Genomic DNA, 19,039 nt, shown 5'->3' with positions numbered 1-19,039 from the left:
GCGCGGTGAAGTCCCGCAGGATCAGATCCGGCGCCGGCGGCGCCGTGCGGTCCTGTCGCGTCAGCGACCGCGACTTCCGTCGCGTTATCCCGACGATCTCACGCTCCCGCATGATCCGGGCGACCCGCTTGCGGTTCACCACGTGACCCTGGTCCCGGAGTGTCCGGGTGATCCGCAGGGCCCCGTAAGCTCCCCGAGAATCGGTATGAATCTCCCGGATACGGCAGGCCAGACCCTCCTCCTCATCGGCCTTCTCCTGCCGCGCCTCCTTGTTCTGGTGCCAGGCGTAGTAGCCGGAACGGTCCCAGCCGAGAACATCACACATCCGCTTCACCCTGTGGGCGCCTCTGTGCTCGTCGACGAAACGGAAGCGGATCACCGTGTCGTCTCCCGCGCGAAATAGGCGGCGGCTTTCCGGAGGATCTCGTTGTCCTCCTTCAGCCGGGCGTTCTCCCGCCGCAGGCGCTTGAGCTCTTCCTTCGCGTCAGGGGTCACGCCGGCGTCACCCCCACCGTCCGTCGCCTCGACGTGGGTCCGGTCCTCCCGGACCCACTTGCGCAGGGTCTCCAGATGGATACCCAGGCCGTGAGCGATGTCGGTGAGGGAACGGTCCGGCGAGGAACGCACCAGGTCCACAGCGTCCCGCTTGAACTCTTCGGGGTAGTTCTTCCGCTTTGCCACCTTGGATCACTTCCCCTGGATGACGAAACATCCAGCGTCCAGGTGTCGGAATTTCGGGGGTCACTCCACTCCCCCGTGCGCACCCGGCCTACGACGCGGTAGCCGTAGGGGACCTTTCCGCCGACGTATCCGCCCTCCTCGGCCTTCTCCTGGATCCCGCCCTGGGTTCGCTCACGGATGTTGTCGCGCTCGTCCTCCGCGTAATCGGCGTCCTTGCGCATCTTGCTCTCCCCGTCGGGAGTGCTGTTGTCGTAGTCCCGTTTGACCACGGCAACGAAAATCCCGAGGTCCTGGAGCTCCCACACCCATCTCCAAAAGGCGCGCCCGGTCCGGCCGATGACGCGGCCCTCGTTCACCACGACAACATCGACGGTGCGTGGCACTGCCCGAGCAGCCGCCATCAGCACCCGTAGTTGCGGGCGTTGATGAGATTCCAAAGCTCCGGACACACCTTCGTCGGCAAAGGTCCCGACGTGCTCCCAGGCTTTCCCACGGATGTAAGAAGCAGTCTCCTTGCCGGAGTACGAGATTCCGTAGCCCCTGGCCTGCTCCGCCGTCGACACCCGCAGGTAGTCAACCGCCCGCAGCACCTTGCTCTCCGGACTCGGCTCAGCTCCTGCGGAAGCCGCTGTACGAGGCGTATGCACACGTGATCGCTACCCTGATCAAGTCGCCATGGAAACGCCGGCCAGGCAGATACGCAGAAACATCCACAGAGCTTGAGCCTGCAGACGAGTCAGATGAGTTGTCTCCCTCCACGGTACAGAGGTCCTCGCTCAGGGACTGTTCGATTGAACCCGTCCACGCCCATGCGCACTTGCGTGCTCCCCCGTACCTGCTCCTAGCCTCCTCACTCATGTCAGCATCTGCCGCCGAGGTACTCGCTCTTCTTCGCGACTCGTTCCCCGTGCACGTAGGCTCGAGCACCGCTCTCATCGTGGGCACGGACAAAGCCGCCGCCGCAATCGACCGAAAACGCGCACGGAAGCAAAGCGACGTGGAGCCGAGCGCTCGCAAACCCACCCTCGAACCGCTACAGGGGGCCGACCGAGAAGACCTGCCCACCACTCCCTGGGAGGTGCTGGGCGTCTTCGCGCGGGCCACCACCCTGGCGCGGCAGGGGCGCGGCAGAGGGCTCGCTGAGCACTGGCAGGCACTGAGGTACTGCCAGGCTCTGGCCTCCAGTACCAGTGGCTACATGACACTCACCGAAGAGGGCCAGAGCCCTGAGCTTTCCTATCGCGCCATGCAGGCACGGGAGTTGGGCCGCGCGTTCGGCCTCGCCGTAGCGGAACGCGCTGTGCGCAACCGCTTCCCGGATCACATGATTTCTACCGTTGACGCTGAGGCCGTCCTCCTCGCGGGCTTCGCACGCTCCGGTTCACGGCCGACCCTCGGTGCGCGACCACGACCTGACTTCTTCATAGAAGCATGGAAGCCCGGAGAACCGTCACAGCTCTGCGTGGCGACGGTCAACGGAAATCACCAGGCGGCCACCAAACGCACGAGCAAGACTGACCGATCAGCGTTCAAGCAGCTGGCCAGGGCCAGCGAGCGCGCCGAACATTTCCACCTGGCCGAGTGGAACACCACCCCATGCCTCTTGATGTCCACCGAGCTACTGGCAAAGGAAGGCATCACCGTAAACGCAGTACAAGCACCCGGCCACGCTCTGATACCTGGAAGGCCGGCAACCGGACCTCGCAGTGCAGATGCCGTGCTCTCGGAGCGCGCCCCCCTATACGTCAACGCCGTCAAAGTACCTGGCACCGGCAGGCAGCGGCTGCAGAACGGGTTCCTCATCCCCGGCAAAGACCTCAACTGGTACGGACAAGTCCTTGCACGCACCGATGCGGCAGGACATCTGGCGTTCGCCGGGGCGGGCAACGAAGTCGCCCAGTACCTCACCACCAGCCAAGGGCACAAACACTACGCACAGCGGACCTTCGCCGGCGCCTCCAGCGTCCGCGATGCGAAACACGACATGGGCTCGGCTACCTACGTCGGTACCGACCAAGTCTTCCGACTCAACAGAGTCCGCGTCGAGGCATTCTCCGGAATGGTAGACGAACTGTACGAACTGCTGGTCGACGGAAGAGTCGAGGAATACCGGCGACGGGCATACGAACTGCGCACCACTCTGCCCCGCGGAACGACCGCGCCCGATTGGGGACCGGTCTCCTTCGGGGACGACGGCACCGTCATGGCTCTGCGCATTCTCCCGGAGCGAAACTCAGGCGACCGGTAGGGACGCAGGGGACAACTTGCCATGACCAGGGGGGCGGCAGCCGATCTCAATACTTGGGAAGCACATCACGGATCAGCCATCCTCGGGCCTCAAGCGCGTCGAGATACGGCTCGGCGCGTGCGCGGTGGACTGCGAACGCCAGCAGGTGTGTGGGGCGGGTGATCCCCACGAAGAGCAGTTGAGCGGCCTTCCGCAGAGTCGGCGAGGCACTGTCCACATCCTTTGACTGCGCTACGAGCGCGAGAGTCTCGTGCACGTCGTGCTTGCGGCCGCGGCTCTCGAGACACTCAAGGATGAGGGTGGCCGCATGCGTCTCGCCCTTGGCCCGCTGGATGGAAGTGGCTACCGACCTCCCCACGCCTTCGCCATCCGGCGCGAGCTCTGTGGACTGCACTGGGCGTGGAATATGGCACAGGAGGTCATCGAGGCGACGCGGGGCGACGGTCGGAGCATCCGCAAGCTGTGTCATCGTCTCCCGCAAGCGCCCCATCAGGGCGTCCCATTGCGCGGGGTCGTCGATATCGCCAGTGAGCAGGTCGTGTAGCAATACGCGCATCGTCAAGCCGCTCGAGGCAACACCGCGGTCGATGCGCTGGATCGCCGGTAGGGCGCTGCCGGCGCTCTGCCAGAAGACTCTGCGAACGGCGTCCCAGACCTGAAGCGTTGCGGTGCGGCCATCGCCGGCCATCCGGTGGGTGCGGGCTGCGCGCACTGCTCCAATCAGTTCTGGAGTGGTCTGAGCTGAGGAGGTTCTGAAGGCGGGCAGGTAGCAGGTGAGCGACTGAGGGAATTGTCTGGCCGTTCCCGGGACCAGGCGCGATGCCAGGACGCGTGGTGGCATTGTGGCCAGCAGATGGTCGGGGACAGTTTCGCTGGCCAGGCGTTCGAAGGCGGGTACGACATCGCCGACGCAGTTATCGTCGAAGAGGAGGACCGCGATGGCTCCCTCGGGGCCGGCTCCGTCAATGACCTGGCGGCGATGAACGGTGAGCAGGCTGGCCAGGTCGGCAATCTGGGTGCCGAACCGGCGGCTGACCGGCAGTTGGAACGCGGAGGGCGAGGGAAAGGCCGACGGACGCGCGAGGGCCGGGGCGTGGTCGCTGAAGATGGCCTGGTTGACGTCGCCGACCCGCTGCACAACGGATTCAGCTCCGCCAAAGACCCGGTCCAATAGGTGCTGCTGGAGATCGTTGGTGTCTTGCATCTCGTCGAGGAGTACGAACGGGAAGCGGTGTGCGACGGCACGCGCTATGTCGGGGTGGTGCAAGAGGTGGTGTTCGGCGATCGCGAACATGTCGCTGTAGCGGAACCTCCCCTCGTCGGCAAGTTGGTTCTTGAGTCGGATCAGCTGCTGTCCGCTGGCGCTGGTGATCTTGAAGGGCAGGGTTCCTGCGGGACCGGAAACAGTGAGTTCGCCGGCGTCGCATACGTAGTGGGCGCCAGCAACGAGATCGCGTCCGCCGTGACGGCGCTCGACGTACGCCTTCAGGCTGGAGTAGGCGCGGTGGTTATCCAAAAGGCGCAGGGCTGCGTGTTCGTAGGAGGCGTCGTCAACAGCCTGGATCTCGATGCCTCTGGAACGCAAAGAGGGCAGGGCGAGGAAGGTGTTGGTAAAGGACTGGATGGTCCCTATGAAGTGGGGGAATTCCAGTAGGCGGCGGCCGGCCCGTGTATCGACAAGTCGGCGGGTAATCTCACCCTTGGCCGTGTTGGTGTGGGAGAGAACACAAATTCCACGCGTCGCGGAGGCCCACCCTTCCGCGAGCAGGGTGAGTTTGAGGCTTATGAGGCTTGTCTTCCCAGAACCGGGGGCTGCCTGCAGGTCGAGCCGTTCGGTGCTTTGCAGGAAGTTCCACTGCTGGGAGTGAGTGAGTTCGAGGCCGCGCTGGGCGGCCAGGGCCTCGACCTTGTCCTTGGCGAAGGCATCAGGTGCGAAGGGAAGAATCATAGGTCAGGCCCCTGAAGCGCAAAGGTAGGTTAGGGCTGCCATCAGGTACGGGGGAAGGTCATCGTCTGTGACGGGGGTGGACTGTAGGAGCCTGGCCGCGTGCTGAGCGGCGATGGCCTTGCTGGCATTGTTCAAGCGCAGAGGCTTGTAAACGTCCAGCGCGGCATCAGCCAAGGATATGCCGTCTTCCTTCCACTGCTGGACCTGCCCTTGAGCCTCTTTGTCTAGCTTTTCGATCCTAGCTGCGGTGGGCCAGTGAGCCTTGGACGCGACGGCACAGCGGACAGCCTGGTGCATGAGAGTTGCCATAGTCCAAGAGGCCGCGGCCAGGTCGTACTCAAGAGTCCAGCAGTCGGAGACGAAGGTGCGAACGTTGCCATCGTCCTCGACCATCAGTCGATTCAGGTGCTGCTCTATCTCCTCGGCACTCATATCTGCCGAGCACTTCAGCTCCTTGCGCATATCTGCGCAGGTACCTGCAGGGACAAGGTCGCGGTCTCGAATACAGGCCACAGCTACGGGGATTTGCGCGCCGTCGCGCTGGAAAATGCGGCTGTAGCGGAAGAGCCCGACGCTACCAACGTTGACTATGCTCACGCCGCGTTCGTTGAAGGACCGGCCCACGGCCTTGGCCAGAGCCGGCAGCAAGATCGCCTCGGCGTCACCTTCGACGATGGCGACACCACGGGCAAAGAACAGGTTGGCCTTGGTGACGTCAAGAAATCGGGAGAGGAATTGGTAGTCGCCGGGGTCCAGGCGGGTCTGGCCTGGAGCAAGACTGAAGGTCGCACCGCGCGAGACCAACGTGAGGTGCTCCACTGGTGTCGCCGAAGCGAGGTTGGGGCTATGGGTGGTGCAGATGACCTGGACGGGTAGGGTCGGCTTGTCTCTGGATTCTCCGGCACGCTCGCTCAGCAGATCCATGATGCGAGTCTGCAGTTGCGGGTGGAGGTGGGCCTCCGGCTCTTCTATGAGAAGGAGCGGGGCGAGTTCACTGTTGCCCAGCAGGAGCAACTCTGCGGCCATGAAGAGTGCGTTGCTGTATCCCAGCCCGTGGCGGGTCCACTCCTTAGAGCCGGCGAACAGACGCAGTTCCAGGCGTTCCAGGGCACGCACCAGGGTCGCGTCGCCCGAGACGCCGATCTCGCCGCGTAGCGCGTCAGCACCGATGGCGAACTTCTGCAGGTAACTGGTGTTGATGTCGTCTCGTGCTGCGGTGATGGCCTTGTTACGGCCGAGGTGGTATTCGGTGCGCTGAAGGATGCCGACCAGTGTGGTGGCGGAGTCGTCGACCGGGTTGAAGTCGCTTTTCTCCTGATCCTGTATGGCGGGATAGCCGACGAGGATCTGAGAGAGACGCGAGCCTCGGCCGGAACGCAGTTCGGATTCGGCATCTCGTAGCGGGCGCAGGTAGGTGGCTTTGAGGAGTTCCCTGGCAGTGCCGTCGAGAGTGGGGCCCTTGCCATCCGGACCCGTACGAGTCACGAGAGAGACCCGGTTCGAACGCACGGGATCGATCAGCTGGGCCCGCACACTGACATAGAGTGCGCTGCTGCCGTCCTCCTCGGTGGTCAGCAGCTCCAGGAACACGGCCTGCTCTTGGGGCGTGAGGTCCTTGAAGGCGCAGGTGAGGGTGAAGGTGTCGGCGCGGCGACCATCGCGGATGTGAAAGTCGTCGGCGGTGATCCGGAAGTAGTCCCCAGCCGTGGTCTGTAGACACAGGCGGATGGCGTCGATGACGGCGGTCTTACCGCTGCCGTTCTCGCCGACCAGAACGTTGGTGGAGGGGCCGAAGTCCATCCGTAGACGCGTATCCGGTTCATCTTCCTGTTGCGGCGGGGCTCCGAAGATCCGGAAGTTTTCGGCATACAGGCATGCCAGGTACACGACGGCCCCCAAGGTCTCTCGTTCACGCGCCTGGCGCACGACGCGACGTCTTTAAGCCGTCCTGCCCCTCAATCACCGCCGGACGGGCCAACTCGACGCATCATAGGCACGATTCCCTCACACCTTGCACACATTTCCGAGATTGGACATCGCACCGCGCTTCCCTCAGCCCACACGCCGAACGAGTTCGTGCACGGTGTGCAGCGAGACATGAGCCCTCGAATGCTGCTCGTGGTCGGCGGGGGCGCCTGTCTGGCGAAGTTGTCGGGCAACTCGGCGAGAAGACAGCCCGTTGCGGCACGGACGTTGTCACCAGGCCGCGCTTCAGTCCGACTGCGGATGCGAGTCGTGGGTGCTGGCATGGGGCCGCTGGTGTTCGTCGATCAACCGCTGACCGCCCTCGCCCATCTTCGCCACAAGCACCGTGACGTGTCGCCTGTCGGTTTGACATGGACCGCTCGAATATCATCCTGACCGTCCTACGAGGTGCGGCCTTTGCTCGACAAAGCGCGATATACCGGAGCCGCGCGGGCTCGCCGACCACCGAACAGATGACCAGCCCGGTTATACGCCTGCACCTGAAGCCGCAATAGCCACCGGCAGCAGCCCAGAGAACTCCCGGCGTCCGGCCACGGGACCCCGCGCATGAAGCGTCGGGAGACACCGAAGCGCCACGTCCGCACATGCAGCGGCCGCCGCTCAAGGCTCCCGCCCTCACGGCGAAGGCCCCCACCGAAGCGGGGGCCTCACGTTTCCGCAGGTCAGGAGGCTGTCACGAAACTGAGTTCAAGGTGGGACCCTCGGAACGCGTCTGAATCGCCGGATGGCCGCCCACCTGCATTCCCTGCTGCCCGGCGTGAAGGTCAACACGGATCCCGAGCCGGGCCCGGACCGCAACGCCTTCCAGATCGGCTCGGAGCGCTACCGGGCGGATAAGGGCGTCGCGGAGTACGTGCTCCTGGCGCGGCTGACGGCGGGTCAGGACGCCCGTCCCGTCTTCCTGTTCTGTGGCCAGCAGGCGATCACCAACCAGGCGGCTTCCCGCTATCTGGCGCGCAACTACGAGCGACTGGCCCGCAAGCACGGCAACCAGACCTTCTGCCTGCTGCTGAAGGTGGTCAACTCCCAGGCGTACGGCCCCGATGTGGTCGAGCTGGTCGGCGACGTGACCCGGGCGGCCCAGGCTCCGGCACCCGCGCCCCGGACCTCGCACCGCGCCTCGGGCTGAGAACTCCGGAGCCGGGCAGCCGCCGTCGGGGCGGCGGCCCGGCCCGAGGATGCCGTCGCCACGCCTTACTCACCCGCCTCACCCGCTGCCTCACATTCCGCCGAACGATGCTTCGAAAGTTTCGAACCTTTGAGAAGCGCGGCTCCCCCGGATGAGCGGCATCCCGGCCTCAGACTTTCAATGCTGCACCTCAACGCGCGTTGACCAGCGAAGAAGCAATTTCAGGTGTCGCCCAAGTTTCGGAAACGTTACGTAAACCGTTGACAACTCCCTTACCAGGCCCGACTGTTGTGTCGCTCCCGGGCCGTGCATGGACGCGCACGGCAGGGCTGTGTCACCCCATCGATGAACGCCGACGTGTGTTCGGCGTGCCTTGGTCACAGACCGCGCTAATCGCGAGGAGGAAACAACGCATGAGCGACACCTCCCACCCCTTGGACCCACGTCAGATCAGCCGCAGGAAACTGGTGCTCGGCAGTGCCGGGGCGCTGGTCGCGGCCGGGACAGCAGGACTGCTGCTGCCCGGCACGGCCCGCGCCGCAACGGTCCTCACCAGCAACGCGACCGGTACGCACAACGGGTACTACTACTCCTTCTGGACCGACACCCCGGGCAACGTCAGCATGACGCTGTCCGACACGCCCGGCTCGTACAGCAGCCAGTGGAGCGGCACCAACAACTGGGTCGGCGGTCTCGGCTGGAGCAACGGCAGCCGGCGGGCCGTCACCTACTCCGGCTCGTTCAACCCGGGCAGCAACGGCTACCTGGCGCTGTACGGATGGACCGCCAACCCGCTCGTCGAGTACTACATCGTGGAGAACTTCGGCCCGTACAACCCCGGTTCCGCGGGCACGAAGCGCGGCACGGTCACCGACGACGGCGGTACGTACGACATCTACGAGTCGACCCGGACCAACCAGCCCTCCGTGGAGGGCACCAAGACCTTCCAGCAGTACTGGAGCGTCCGGCAGAGCAAGCGCAGCAGCGGCACCATCAACACGGGTGTGCACTTCGACGCCTGGCAGGCGGCCGGGATGCCGATGGGCGCGTTCAACTACTACATGATCATGGCCACGGAGGGCTACCAGAGCACCGGCAGTTCCAGCGTCAGCCTGGGCGGCGGGACCACCACGCCCACCACTCCGCCTCCGGGCGGGGAAACCACTCCCCCTCCGGGGACGGGCGCCTGCTCCGCCACGTACCGCACCACCAGCGCGTGGAACGGCGGCTTCAACGGTGAGGTGACCATCAAGGCGGGCAGCAGCGGCGTCACCGGCTGGAAGGTGCCGGTGAATCTGGCCGCCGGCCAGACGGTCACCTCGCTCTGGAACGGCACCTCGAGCCGGAGCGGGAACGTGCTGACCGTGACCCCGGCCGGTTACAACCGCACCCTGGGCGCCGGGCAGTCGACGTCGTTCGGCTTCACCGTCAGCGGGCCCAGCAGCCCGACCCCCTCGGTCGGCAGCTGCAGCGTGGGCTGACCCCGGCGTCCCGCACACCCGCAGGCTCCGGCGCGGAGCCCGACCGGACACCGCGCCGTGGCCTGTCCCGCCGCGAAGCCGCTCAGCGCAGTACGGCCGCCAGCAGGTCGGCGCCCAGCGCCGTCAGATCGGGCAGCTTGAGGGTGTAGTGGACGTAACGGCCCTGCCGCTGGGCGGTGAGCAGGCCCGCCCGGCGCAGGACGGCAAGGTGGCGCGACACCTCCGGGGCCGAGAGTTCCCAGGCGTGGGCCAGTTCGCCGGTGGTGTGCGGGCCGCGGGCCAGGGTGCGCAGCAGCCGCTGGCGTACCGGATGGGCGAGGGCCTCCAGCCGTAGCGTGATCGTTTCCAGCGATACGAGCTCCGCCGAACCCGGCTCGGCTACGGGGTACTGCACCACCGGCTGCCACCCGTGCGCATGGACCACCACCAGGTGCGGGCTGCCGAAGACACTGGGGATGAAGGTGACCCCGGTGCCGCGGGCGGAGGTCGACTTGTCCTGCAGCTTGTCCAGGACGATGCTGTCGCCGTCCGGCGCCAGGGTGACCGCCTCGGAGACCGATGCGAGGGCCGCCCCTCTCCCCTGTCGCTTCAGCAGGTCGTTCTTCGTGCGCAGATCGGTGGCGATCTCCACGGCGACGCTGGTCCAGGCGGCGTCGAAGAAGGCGTCCGCGCACTGTTCGAGGGTGCCGCGCACCCTCGCCCGCACAGCCGCCGGGTCCGCGAGCAGCCGTTCCGCGAAGGCCTCCTGCAGCGGGCCACGGGCCTGGGCCAGGTCCAGGGCACGCTCACGCGCGGTCACGTCGGTGAGCGGCGACGGTGCGGCGAAGTGAACCCGGTTGCTGCCGCAGGTGGTGACGAGCGCGGCGGTCACATACATCTCGTCGTCGATCCGGTCCACGTCGTCCAACTCCTCGGCGAGGGTCTGCCGGGGACGGGCGGGGACCAGGAAGTCGGCTCGTGAGGAACGCCAGAGGAACTCGGCCTCCCTGAGCCGCTCGGCCAGCTCCGGCCGCAGCCCGGCCCAGACGTCCCCGGCCCAGCCGCCGAGTCGCGGATGGTGCCCGGGTTCGGCCAGCACGTGCAGCATCGCGGTCAGTTCGGCCAGCGGGGAGGCGACGAACCGTAGTCGCCCGGACGGCAGGCCGCTGATGTCGATCCTCAAGGTCACCCCCTCATCATCACCGACCGGACGGGCGGTGGCCGCGTCGGTTGACGGTGTCCGTCAACCGACGGGCCCGGCCCGGCGGCCGACCGCACCGTGGACGCCATGGCAACCACCCCCAAGATCCGGCCGCGTGCCCTGGTCCGTGCCTCCGGAGGCCCCCGCTATGCCGTGGCCCTGGCCGTGGACGCGGTCGGCACCGGCCTGCTGCGGCCCTTTCTGCTGCTCTACGGGGTGACGGTGCTGAGGCTGTCGGCGCCGGCCACCGGTATCGCCATGACGGTCGGCGTCGTCGTGGGTCTGGGGTGCCTGCCCGCGGTCGGCCGATGGCTGGACCGGGGCGCACGCAGCACGGTCGTGGCAGCGTCGATGCTGGTGCGGGTGCTGGGTGTGGCGCTGCTGCTGGCCACCCCCGCGGGCCATGTCCCGCTGTTCGCCACGGCGGTGCTCTTCCTCGGCATCGGCAACCAGGCGTGGCCGGCCGCCCATGCGGCTCTCGTGGCCACGGTTGCTCACGGCCGGGAACGCGATACCGCTCTCGCGGCCGGCCGCGCCCTGCGGAACGCCGGCCTGGGCGTGGGCGCGCTCCTCGCCACGGCTTGCCTGGCGGGCGGCGCCACCGCATTGCAGGTGCTGGCGGCCGTCACCGGGCTCGCCTATCTCGCTGCCGCGATCTTGGCGTGGTCGGTCCGCCTGCACGCCCGTCCGGCCGCTGCGCGGGCCAAGGACGGCAACGCCGGGCCTCCGCCCCGCATGGGCGCACTGCTGGGCGCCAACGTGATCTACGCCTTCTGCCTCAACGTCCCCGAGATCGCGCTCCCTCTGGTCCTGGTGACGCAGTTGCACGCGTCCCCGGTGTGGTCGGCGGCCATCTTCGTGGCCAACACGGTGCTGGTGGTCACGCTGCAGGTTCCGGTGACCGTCCTGATGTCCCGCTTCTCCAGGCGGACCGTGCTGGCCCTCGCCGGCGTGGTCCTCGCCGCGTCCTACCTCGGCTTCCTGGTGGCGACGTCACTGGGGCACGGCTGGGGTGCCCCGGCCGTCGCCGCGGTGTCCGTGGTCTGCACCCTGGGCGAGATCGTCTATGCCGGCAGCGCGACCGCGCTCGTCACCGCCCTCGCCCCGGCCCGTGTCCTGGGACGGGCTCTCGCGCGCTTCCAGCTCTCCACGGGTTTCGGTCTCGCCGTCTCCCCGGCCGCCATCACCGCGCTCGCGCCGCACGGCTCGGCCGCCCTCTGGGGCAGCCTCGCCGCCGGGACGCTGCTCTCCGCCTCCGCCGTCGCCACCGAGAAGCCCTGAGCACGACCCAGCCCCACCGTCAGACCGTCAGACCGTCAGACCGAGCAGCGCGCCGGACCGATGACGCCGTCCGTGCCCGTCACCGTCACCGCCTCGCCCCGGTCGGCGGTCCGGGCCTGGGCAGCGGTGCAGAAGAGTTGCTGGCGTGCGGGTTCGGAGAGTTGGGTGACCGGCATGTCGAGGGTGACCCGTACCCCCTCCGCATTCAGCTCGATGCTCATCTTCCTCCGGTTCGTGGGAAGTTCGGAGCGCAGGCCGATGTCTTGCTCCGCCCGGGTGGGGCCGGCGAAGAGCATGTCGAGGGCCTTGATCGCGCCGGCGGGCGGCTCCTCCCCGTAGGAGCCGCCCGTCCCGGTACCGTCGTCCCACGGCTCGGTGGAGCGGACGACCGGCATGAGCCGGGCCGCCGCCGACGAGGAGACGAAGTACAGGACCGTGCCCAGCTCCCCGGCCGGTTGGACCTGCACGGTCGCCGGTTCGCCGGCCTCGACCACCTCCGTCGCCCGGATGCCGCAGCCCCCGGCCAGCAGCACCAGGGGCAGCAGCGAGCCGAGCGCGCGCCCGCTCCTCATGGTCCCTCCAGCGGCAGTTCGACGGTGAACACCGCACCGCCGGCCGGGCCGTTCCCGGCGTGGACCGTGCCGCCGTGCAGCCGGACGTTCTCCCGGGTGATCGCCAGTCCCAGCCCGCTTCCCGTCGATCGCGTGCGGGCCGCGTCCGCCTTGTAGAAGCGGTCGAAGATGTGCGGGAGCACGGCGGCGTCGATTCCCGGGCCGCTGTCCTCGACCTCCGTCACCAGCCGCGCCGCCCCGTCCCGCCGCCCGGTCCGCAGTCGTACGGTGACGGGCTCGGCCCCGTGCCGCAGGGCGTTTCCGACCAGGTTGGCGACGACCACGTCGAAGCGCCGCGGGTCGAGCACCGCCCGTACGCCGTCGGGGAGTTCGGTGCGCACCCGGCCGTCCCAGTGACGGGCCTGAAGGGTCTTGCGGATGGTCTCGGCGACGTCGACCTCGTCGCTGTGGAGATCGACGGCCCCGGCGTCGAACCTGGAGATCTCCATCAGGTCCTCGACGAGCGTGGCGAGCTTCCCGGTCTCGGTACTGATCAGCCGGACGGCCGCCGCGGTGTCGGGGCGCAGTCCGGCGGCGTCCTCGTCGAGCACCTCGGTCACGGCGAGCATGCCGGCGAGCGGGGTGCGCAGTTCGTGCGAGACGTCCGAGGCGAAGCGCCGGGCCCGCTCCTCGGCCCGGCGGAGTTCCTCGACGGATTCCTGGAGCTTGGTCGACGATTCGTTGAACGTCCATGCCAGTTCGGCGAGTTCGTCGGTCCCGCTCACCGCGATCCGGGTGTCCAGCTCCCCACGGCCGATGCCTGCCGCGGCGCGGCGCAGATCGCGTACCGGACGCAGGACGCTGCGCGCGGCGAGCAGGGCCGGGACCAGGGCGATGAGCAGGGCGGGCAGGGCGCCGTCGCGGGCCGCGGTGACCATGGCGGCGACGTTCGCCTCCTCGGTGGTGAGCGGCATCACGGCGTAGAGCACGAGGCCGGTGGGCTGGCGGCCGTCGCCGCGGTTGAACAAGGTCGGCATGCCGACGGTCAGCCAGGGCTTGCCGTCCTTGACGACCCGCTGGAACGAGCCGTGACTGTTGTTCCGGGCCGCCGCCCGCAGGGAGGCCGTGATCACGCTGGAGACCGGCCGGTCGGATGAGGAGACCCGCAGGTCCCCGTACTCGGCGAAGACGGTCCACGTGTGCGACTTGCCGTCGCGGGCCAGGGCCAGGCACATGTCCCGCAGTCCGGCCTGGTCGGGTGGGAGGTCGAGGCCGCGTGCGGTGATCCGGTCCCGGAACTGGGCTACGGCGGTGTCCTGCGCCTGCTGGAGGATCGACGAGCGTGCCTCGCGGTAGGTCAGGGCCGCCGTGGTGGCGGCGCTGACCGCGGCGACGAACAGGAACGCGGCTATGAGCCGGGTGCGCAGCCCGAACCGGGCGGAGAACAGTCTCATGCCAGCGGCCCGAAGCGGTAGCCGAAGCCGCGGACGGTCTGGATGTAGAGCGGGGATCCCGGCACGTCCTCGATCTTCTGCCGCAGCCTGCGCACGCAGGCGTCGACCAGCCGGGCGTCGCCGTGGTAGCTGTGCTCCCACACGTATTCGAGGAGCTGCTGGCGGCTGAAGACCTGTTCGGGTGCGGCCGACAGGTGCAGCAGCAGCTTCAGTTCGGAGGGGGCGAGGAGCAGCCGCTCCCCTGCCTTGGCGACGGTGAGGCCGGCCCGGTCGACCGTCAGTGCGCCGTGGGTCTCGACGCCGTTGCGGCCGGCGGGTTCGGCGAGCCGCCGCAGCACCGCGCGGATCCTGGCCTCGATGACCTCGGTGCGGGCGGGTTTGACGATGTAGTCGTCGGCGCCGGCCTCCAGCCCGACGACCACGTCGAAGTCGTCGCCGCGTGCGGTGAGCATGATGATCGGCAGCTGGCTGGTCTCCCGGATGCGGCGGCAGACCTGGACGCCGTTCATTCCGGGCAGCATGAGGTCGAGCAGGACGAGTTCGGGCCGGAACTCGTCGAGTGCGGCCAGCCCCGCCTCGCCCGTGCCGACGGTCCGCATGTCGTGCCCGCGCCTGCGCAGCCCCAGCTCGACCCCTTCCCGTACGGAGGGGTCGTCTTCGATCAGCAGCACGCGAGGCATGGCGTCAGTATCCCAGTGATCAAGGGGTGGATTCGGAAGGGTGCGCGTACGGCCGGTGCTGCCTCACGTGCGTCGCAGCCGGCCGCGTACGGCGCTCAGCGCGGTGTCTACCTCGGTCAGCCGCAGCGGGCGGGCAAGCAGGGCCACCACGAGGAAGAGGACCAGCACTCCGGTCCCGGCCGCGGCGAAGTCGCCGATCCCCGGCCCGTCCGTGTCGACGGCGCGGGCCGCCGCGTACGCCAGGAATCCCGCGGGGACGCACGCGGCCACCAGCCGGGCATGTGCCCACACCCCCGGCGAGCGCAGGAGCCAGGGTCCCCGCCTGCCGGATGCGGAGACCCTGCGGTGCAGTACGGACGCGGTGACGGCGAACCCGGCGAACAGGGCCACGGAGTACGCCCCCGCCATCCCCGTCACCGCCCAGCGCGCGGGCAGCAGCAGATAGGCGGCGGCCGAGAGTCCGGCGTTGAGCGCGGCGATCACCAGGTTGAGGAGGAAGGGCGTGCGGGTGTCGCCCATCGCGTAGAAGCCTCGGGAGAGCACGTACTGCCCGGAGAATGCGACGAGTCCCGGTGCGAAGGCGGCCATCATGCCCGCCATCACGGTGATGTCCGCCGGGCCGGTCTGTCCGTACCCGAAGACGGAGCCCATCACCCACGGGGCGAGGGCGAGCAGGGCGGCGGCGGCCGGGACCACGACGGCGGAGGAGGTCCGCAGCGCGTACGAGACGTCGCGCCGCACCCCGGCGAGGTCCCCGTCGGCGGCGGACCGGCTCATCCGCGGCATCAGCGCGGTGACGAGGCTGACGGTCACGATGCCCTGGGGCACCACCCAGAGCTGGTAGGCGTAGCTGTACGCGGTGTAGCCCGCGCCTCCCACCAGGCCCTGCTCCGCCGCGTGCTGGCCGGTGGCGGTGGAGAGCCGGGTCACCACCCAGTAGGCGGCCTGGTTGGTGAGCACGAGCATGACGAGCCACCCGGCCGCCCGCAGCGGTCGGGCGAGTCCGCTGCCGCGCCAGTCGAACCGCGGCCGCCAGCGGAACTTCGCGGCGCGCAGGGCGGGTATCAGCGCGAGGGTCTGTACGGCGATCCCGGCGGTGGTCCCCCAGCCGAGCCACTGGGCCTGGGCCGAGGTCAGTTCGCCGTGCGAGCCCGCCGCCGTCCAGAGGTACAGCCCGAACACGGCGATGATCACGAGGTTGTTGAGGACGGGGGTCCACATCATGGCCCCGAACCGGTTGCGGGCGTTGAGCACTTGCCCGAGGAGGGTGAAGAGTCCGTAGAAAAGGATCTGGGGCAGGCAGTAGCGGGCCAGAGCGATGGTGAGTTCGGCCTGGTCGCCGTCGTAGGTGGGGGCGTACACCGAGATGATCAGCGGGGCGCCGACGACGGCCAACGCGGTGAGCGCGAGGAGCCCCACCGTGCAGAGGGTGAGCAGGCGATCGGTGTAGGCGGTCCCGCCGTCGGCGTGCTCCCGGGCGGCCCGGACGAGCTCGGGGACGAAGACGGCGTTGAGGGCGCCGCCGATCAGCAGCATGTAGAGGATGTTGGGGACGGTGTTGGCGACCGTGTAGCCGTCGGCCCGCAGCCCGGTGCCGAGCGCGGCGACGACGACCGCCGAGCGGATGAACCCCGTCGCGCGTGAGAACACGGACCCGGCGGCCATCACGGCGCCGCTGCGCAGCACCGAGCCGGACTTCCGCGGCTCGTCCTCCTCCGTGGCGACCGTGGCGGTGGTCGCGTCCGCCGCCGTCACCGGCGCGCCAGGTAGGCCTGGAACGCCCGGTACAGCGTCTTGTTCGCGGCTCCGCCCACCGATGTCTCCCACTCTCCGAGGGTCTCCACGACCTGCCCGCCGGTGCCGAACTTCCAGCGCAGCAGCCCGAAGGGGCGGTCGTCGGGATCGAGGGTGGAGGATACCCCGCGCATGTCGTACACCTGTGCGCCCTGGGCGTGGGCGTCGAGAAGCATCTGCCACTGCAGGGCGTTGCTGGGGCGTACCTCGCGACGGTGGTCGGCGGACGCGCCCGTCTGGTACCAGACCCGGTTCCCGGTACTGATCATCGTGTGGGCGGCGAGTATCTCGCCCTGGTGCACGGCGAGGCAGAGCTTCATCCGGCCGGGCTGTTCGGCGTTGAGTACGGCGTACTGGCGCTGGTAGTAGGCGAGGGAGCGGCCGAGCCGGAAGCCGTCGCGCTCCTCGGTGAGCCGCAGCAGCCGGTGGAACTCGGGGAGTTCGGCCGCGCTCCCGGTGACGATGCGCACACCGGCCCTGCCCGCCTTGCGGACGTTGCGGCGCCATTCCTGGTTGAGCCCCGCCCACAGGTCGTCGGAGGTCCGGCCGGTCAGCGGCACCCGGAACACGTACCGGGGCTGGGCGTCCGCGTCGTCGCCGTCCCCGCCGCAGCGACGCCAGCCGCGGGCCCGCAGCCGGTCGGCCAGGGCCGCGCCGAGGGGGTCGACCTCGCGCGCCAGTACGTCACCGACGGTGCGGCCGGGACCGGTGGCGGCCTTCAGGCGGGCGGTGTCCCAGCGCCGGTAGGCCGGGGACGGTCCGATGCGTACGGCGAACGCGCCCGCACCGCGCAGGTGGGTCATGAGCGGCCCCAGCCAGCGGTCGATTCCGGGATCCGCCCAGTCCGCCACGGGTCCTTCCGGCAGATAGGCGAAGTATTTGCGGGTGCCGGGGAATTGCCGGTAGAGAATCAACGCACTGCCGGCCAATTCTCCGTCGTCGCCGGACCAGCCGACCATTTCCGACGACCACTGGTCCTTCACACCCGCCCAGGACGGGTACTGGAGGAAGCTCGCGTCCGCCCGTGCGGCCACGTGCGCCCGGTGCTCGGCGGCCGTCAGACCGCGGATCCGTAGGTCCTGGTGACGGCTGCGGTCTCCGGTCGCGAGCAGCGCTGACATGTCCGTGGCCCTCCCTCGTGGGCCCCGCGGCGGTTCTGCGGGGCTGCACAGGATGCTCACAGCGGGGCATGACGGGGCTGCGCGCCCGATGTGACCGGACGGTGACCGTTGCGCTGCGCTTCCTGTCACACACCGCATTCGCGCATTTCTGCGGATTCACGGAACTTAGGCTCCGGTGAATGCCGCTCCTTCGACGAGAGCGCATGGACCAGGAGGTTTTCCCTTGCTGCCTTTCATAGCCACCCGTCCGGGACTCGTCCGTTCCGCGTATCCCGTCCGTCCTGCCCGGTTCGCCCTCATCGCCGGCACCGCGGTGCTCGGCGCCGCCCTCACGGCCTGCTCCGGCGGCGCGGCCGCCTCGGGTCATGACGGCCGGGAGCAGAGCGCCGGCCCCTCGAAGGCCGCGGAGACCCGGATCTCGGTGAACCTGCGCGGCGCCACGGCCACCGCGGGCAAGCCGGTGACGGTGACGCTGACCGCCGGGAAGCTGCGCACCGTCACGGTGTCGGCGGACGGCGGCGGCGCCCTCGTCGGCCGGCTCTCCCCCGACGGCAGGACCTGGACGTCCAACCGGCCGGCCGCGCCCGGCACCACGTACCGCGTCGAGGCGAAGGACACCGGCGGCGGCAGTGACACGGCGGGGTTCACCACTGCGCCGGCCGGCCAGGTGAACAAGCTGACCCTGGCCCCCGGCAAGAACACCACGGTCGGGATCGCCCAGCCGCTCTCCATCGTGTTCGATCATCCGGTGAAGAACAGGGCGGCGGTCGAGAAGGCGCTCAAGGTCTCCACCTCGAACGACACCGAGGGCTCCTGGGGCTGGCTGGTCGACCACTCGGGCCGGGACCGCGTCGACTGGCGGCCCAAGGACTACTGGAAGTCCGGCACCCGCATCACCCTCGACGCCGATCTCAACGGCGTCGACTCGGGCCCCTCGGGCGGCTGGTTCGTACGCGACTACGCCACGACGTTCACCGTCGGCAGCAGTCAGGTGGTCAAGGTCGACCTGGACCGTCACCGGCTGGCGCTGAAGCGGGACGGCCGGACGGTCATGGACGTGCCCATGTCGGCCGGCACACCGGGCGGTGACAAGGCGTCCTGGCGGGGCACCGCCGTGCTGATGGCGAAGGAGGGCACCATCAACATGAACTCCGAGACGGTGGGCCTCGGGGACGCGTACGACAAGATGGTCGACTTCTCGATGCGGCTGACCTGGTCGGGCATGTACGCCCATGCCGCGCCGTGGAACGCGGCGTACTTCGGTGTCGCCAACCGCAGTTCGGGCTGCGTGGGGATGAGCGACGCCGACGCCGCGTCCCTCTACCGCCAGGTCCGCGTCGGCGACCCTTTCGAGATCACCGGCGCGGACGCCAAGGGCACGGTCGCGGAGGGCAACGGCTACGGGGCGTGGAACGTCTCCTGGGCCGACTGGCAGACCAGGAGCGCTCTCGGCTGACGGCTCGACGGGCGACGGTCCGCATGACCGGTACGACCGGCACGGCCGG

Annotated in this window: 14 protein-coding genes and 2 pseudogenes; 5 read left to right on the top strand and 11 right to left on the bottom strand. The window is 68.7% G+C overall.

The window, feature by feature from the left end; genetic code table 11:
- From ABTX18_RS34540 to ABTX18_RS34530, 3 genes and pseudogenes are all read right to left on the bottom strand, one after another.
- A partial coding sequence (locus tag ABTX18_RS34540; protein WP_352126754.1) for an IS3 family transposase occupies window positions 1-325 on the bottom strand: 325 nt, incomplete at its 3' end.
- A 50-nt stretch (window positions 326-375) separates the two neighbouring features.
- Window positions 376-681 carry a transposase gene (locus ABTX18_RS34535; protein ID WP_352126753.1) on the bottom strand — a complete coding sequence of 102 codons (306 nt, stop codon included), beginning with the start codon at window positions 679-681 and terminating at the stop codon, window positions 376-378.
- Window positions 682-821: 140 nt separating this feature from the next.
- Window positions 822-1,271: pseudogene (locus ABTX18_RS34530) on the bottom strand (recombinase family protein); the annotation flags it as partial.
- A gap of 266 nt (window positions 1,272-1,537) precedes the next feature.
- Between ABTX18_RS34530 and ABTX18_RS34525 the strand changes: the two are divergent.
- Complete coding sequence (locus ABTX18_RS34525; protein WP_352126752.1) at window positions 1,538-2,929, top strand: hypothetical protein; 1,392 nt, start codon at window positions 1,538-1,540, stop codon at window positions 2,927-2,929.
- A gap of 46 nt (window positions 2,930-2,975) precedes the next feature.
- On the opposite strand, the gene ABTX18_RS34520 is transcribed toward ABTX18_RS34525, so the two are convergent.
- Together ABTX18_RS34520 and ABTX18_RS34515 are read right to left on the bottom strand one after the other, a co-directional pair.
- Window positions 2,976-4,877, bottom strand: coding sequence for a UvrD-helicase domain-containing protein (locus tag ABTX18_RS34520; RefSeq protein ID WP_352126751.1), 1,902 nt, complete (start codon window positions 4,875-4,877; stop codon window positions 2,976-2,978).
- A gap of 3 nt (window positions 4,878-4,880) precedes the next feature.
- The gene (locus tag ABTX18_RS34515; RefSeq protein ID WP_352126750.1) at window positions 4,881-6,803 is read right to left on the bottom strand and encodes an ATP-dependent nuclease; all 1,923 of its coding nucleotides are present in this window, start codon (window positions 6,801-6,803) and stop codon (window positions 4,881-4,883) included.
- A gap of 763 nt (window positions 6,804-7,566) precedes the next feature.
- Here ABTX18_RS34515 and ABTX18_RS34510 point away from each other — a divergent pair.
- Window positions 7,567-7,992: pseudogene (locus tag ABTX18_RS34510) on the top strand (hypothetical protein); the annotation flags it as partial.
- A 413-nt stretch (window positions 7,993-8,405) separates the two neighbouring features.
- A complete protein-coding gene (locus ABTX18_RS34505) occupies window positions 8,406-9,473 on the top strand; it encodes a glycoside hydrolase family 11 protein (protein ID WP_352126749.1) in 1,068 nt (355 codons plus the stop codon).
- 82 nt (window positions 9,474-9,555) lie between these two features.
- On the opposite strand, the gene ABTX18_RS34500 is transcribed toward ABTX18_RS34505, so the two are convergent.
- Window positions 9,556-10,641, bottom strand: a complete 1,086-nt coding sequence (locus ABTX18_RS34500; protein ID WP_352126748.1) for a DUF5937 family protein — start codon at window positions 10,639-10,641, stop codon at window positions 9,556-9,558.
- 99 nt (window positions 10,642-10,740) lie between these two features.
- On the opposite strand from ABTX18_RS34500, the gene ABTX18_RS34495 reads away from it, so the two are divergent.
- Window positions 10,741-11,934, top strand: coding sequence for an MFS transporter (locus ABTX18_RS34495; RefSeq protein ID WP_352126747.1), 1,194 nt, complete (start codon window positions 10,741-10,743; stop codon window positions 11,932-11,934).
- Window positions 11,935-11,969: 35 nt separating this feature from the next.
- Here the strand turns inward: ABTX18_RS34495 and ABTX18_RS34490 are convergent, their stop codons facing one another.
- The 5 genes from ABTX18_RS34490 to ABTX18_RS34470 all read right to left on the bottom strand — a co-directional run bounded on the left by ABTX18_RS34490 (window position 11,970) and on the right by ABTX18_RS34470 (window position 17,534).
- The gene (locus ABTX18_RS34490) at window positions 11,970-12,506 is read right to left on the bottom strand and encodes a hypothetical protein (RefSeq protein WP_352126746.1); all 537 of its coding nucleotides are present in this window, start codon (window positions 12,504-12,506) and stop codon (window positions 11,970-11,972) included.
- Entirely contained in the window at window positions 12,503-13,939 is a 1,437-nt protein-coding gene (locus tag ABTX18_RS34485; RefSeq protein WP_352126745.1) for an ATP-binding protein, read from the bottom strand. The genes ABTX18_RS34490 and ABTX18_RS34485 overlap by 4 nt, the downstream gene beginning before the upstream one ends.
- Window positions 13,936-14,619, bottom strand: coding sequence for a response regulator (locus tag ABTX18_RS34480; protein ID WP_352126744.1), 684 nt, complete (start codon window positions 14,617-14,619; stop codon window positions 13,936-13,938). The genes ABTX18_RS34485 and ABTX18_RS34480 overlap by 4 nt, the downstream gene beginning before the upstream one ends.
- A gap of 63 nt (window positions 14,620-14,682) precedes the next feature.
- A complete protein-coding gene (gene murJ, locus ABTX18_RS34475; protein ID WP_352126743.1) occupies window positions 14,683-16,374 on the bottom strand; it encodes a murein biosynthesis integral membrane protein MurJ in 1,692 nt (563 codons plus the stop codon).
- Window positions 16,371-17,534 (bottom strand): lipid II:glycine glycyltransferase FemX, encoded by a 1,164-nt coding sequence (locus ABTX18_RS34470; protein ID WP_352126742.1) that lies wholly within the window; start codon window positions 17,532-17,534, stop codon window positions 16,371-16,373. The genes murJ and ABTX18_RS34470 overlap by 4 nt, the downstream gene beginning before the upstream one ends.
- 223 nt (window positions 17,535-17,757) lie before the next feature.
- Between ABTX18_RS34470 and ABTX18_RS34465 the strand changes: the two genes are divergently transcribed.
- A complete protein-coding gene (locus ABTX18_RS34465) occupies window positions 17,758-18,990 on the top strand; it encodes a L,D-transpeptidase (RefSeq protein WP_503061258.1) in 1,233 nt (410 codons plus the stop codon).
- The last annotated feature ends 49 nt before the right edge of the window (window positions 18,991-19,039 follow it).

The sequence above is a fragment of the Streptomyces sp. NPDC096323 genome (assembly GCF_040302845.1).
Classification (GTDB): Bacteria; Actinomycetota; Actinomycetes; order Streptomycetales; family Streptomycetaceae; genus Streptomyces.
Note: the sequence above shows the minus strand (reverse complement) of the source record. Positions and strands in the feature narration are given on the sequence as shown.

Coding starts and splice junctions, on each gene's coding strand:
- ABTX18_RS34525 (WP_352126752.1), top strand. CDS start 1,538: ATGTCAGCATCTGCCGCCGAGGTACTCGCTCTTCTTCGCGACTCGTTC.
- ABTX18_RS34520 (WP_352126751.1), bottom strand. CDS start 4,877: ATGATTCTTCCCTTCGCACCTGATGCCTTCGCCAAGGACAAGGTCGAG.
- ABTX18_RS34505 (WP_352126749.1), top strand. CDS start 8,406: ATGAGCGACACCTCCCACCCCTTGGACCCACGTCAGATCAGCCGCAGG.
- ABTX18_RS34495 (WP_352126747.1), top strand. CDS start 10,741: ATGGCAACCACCCCCAAGATCCGGCCGCGTGCCCTGGTCCGTGCCTCC.
- ABTX18_RS34490 (WP_352126746.1), bottom strand. CDS start 12,506: ATGAGGAGCGGGCGCGCGCTCGGCTCGCTGCTGCCCCTGGTGCTGCTG.
- ABTX18_RS34485 (WP_352126745.1), bottom strand. CDS start 13,939: ATGAGACTGTTCTCCGCCCGGTTCGGGCTGCGCACCCGGCTCATAGCC.
- ABTX18_RS34480 (WP_352126744.1), bottom strand. CDS start 14,619: ATGCCTCGCGTGCTGCTGATCGAAGACGACCCCTCCGTACGGGAAGGG.
- ABTX18_RS34470 (WP_352126742.1), bottom strand. CDS start 17,534: ATGTCAGCGCTGCTCGCGACCGGAGACCGCAGCCGTCACCAGGACCTA.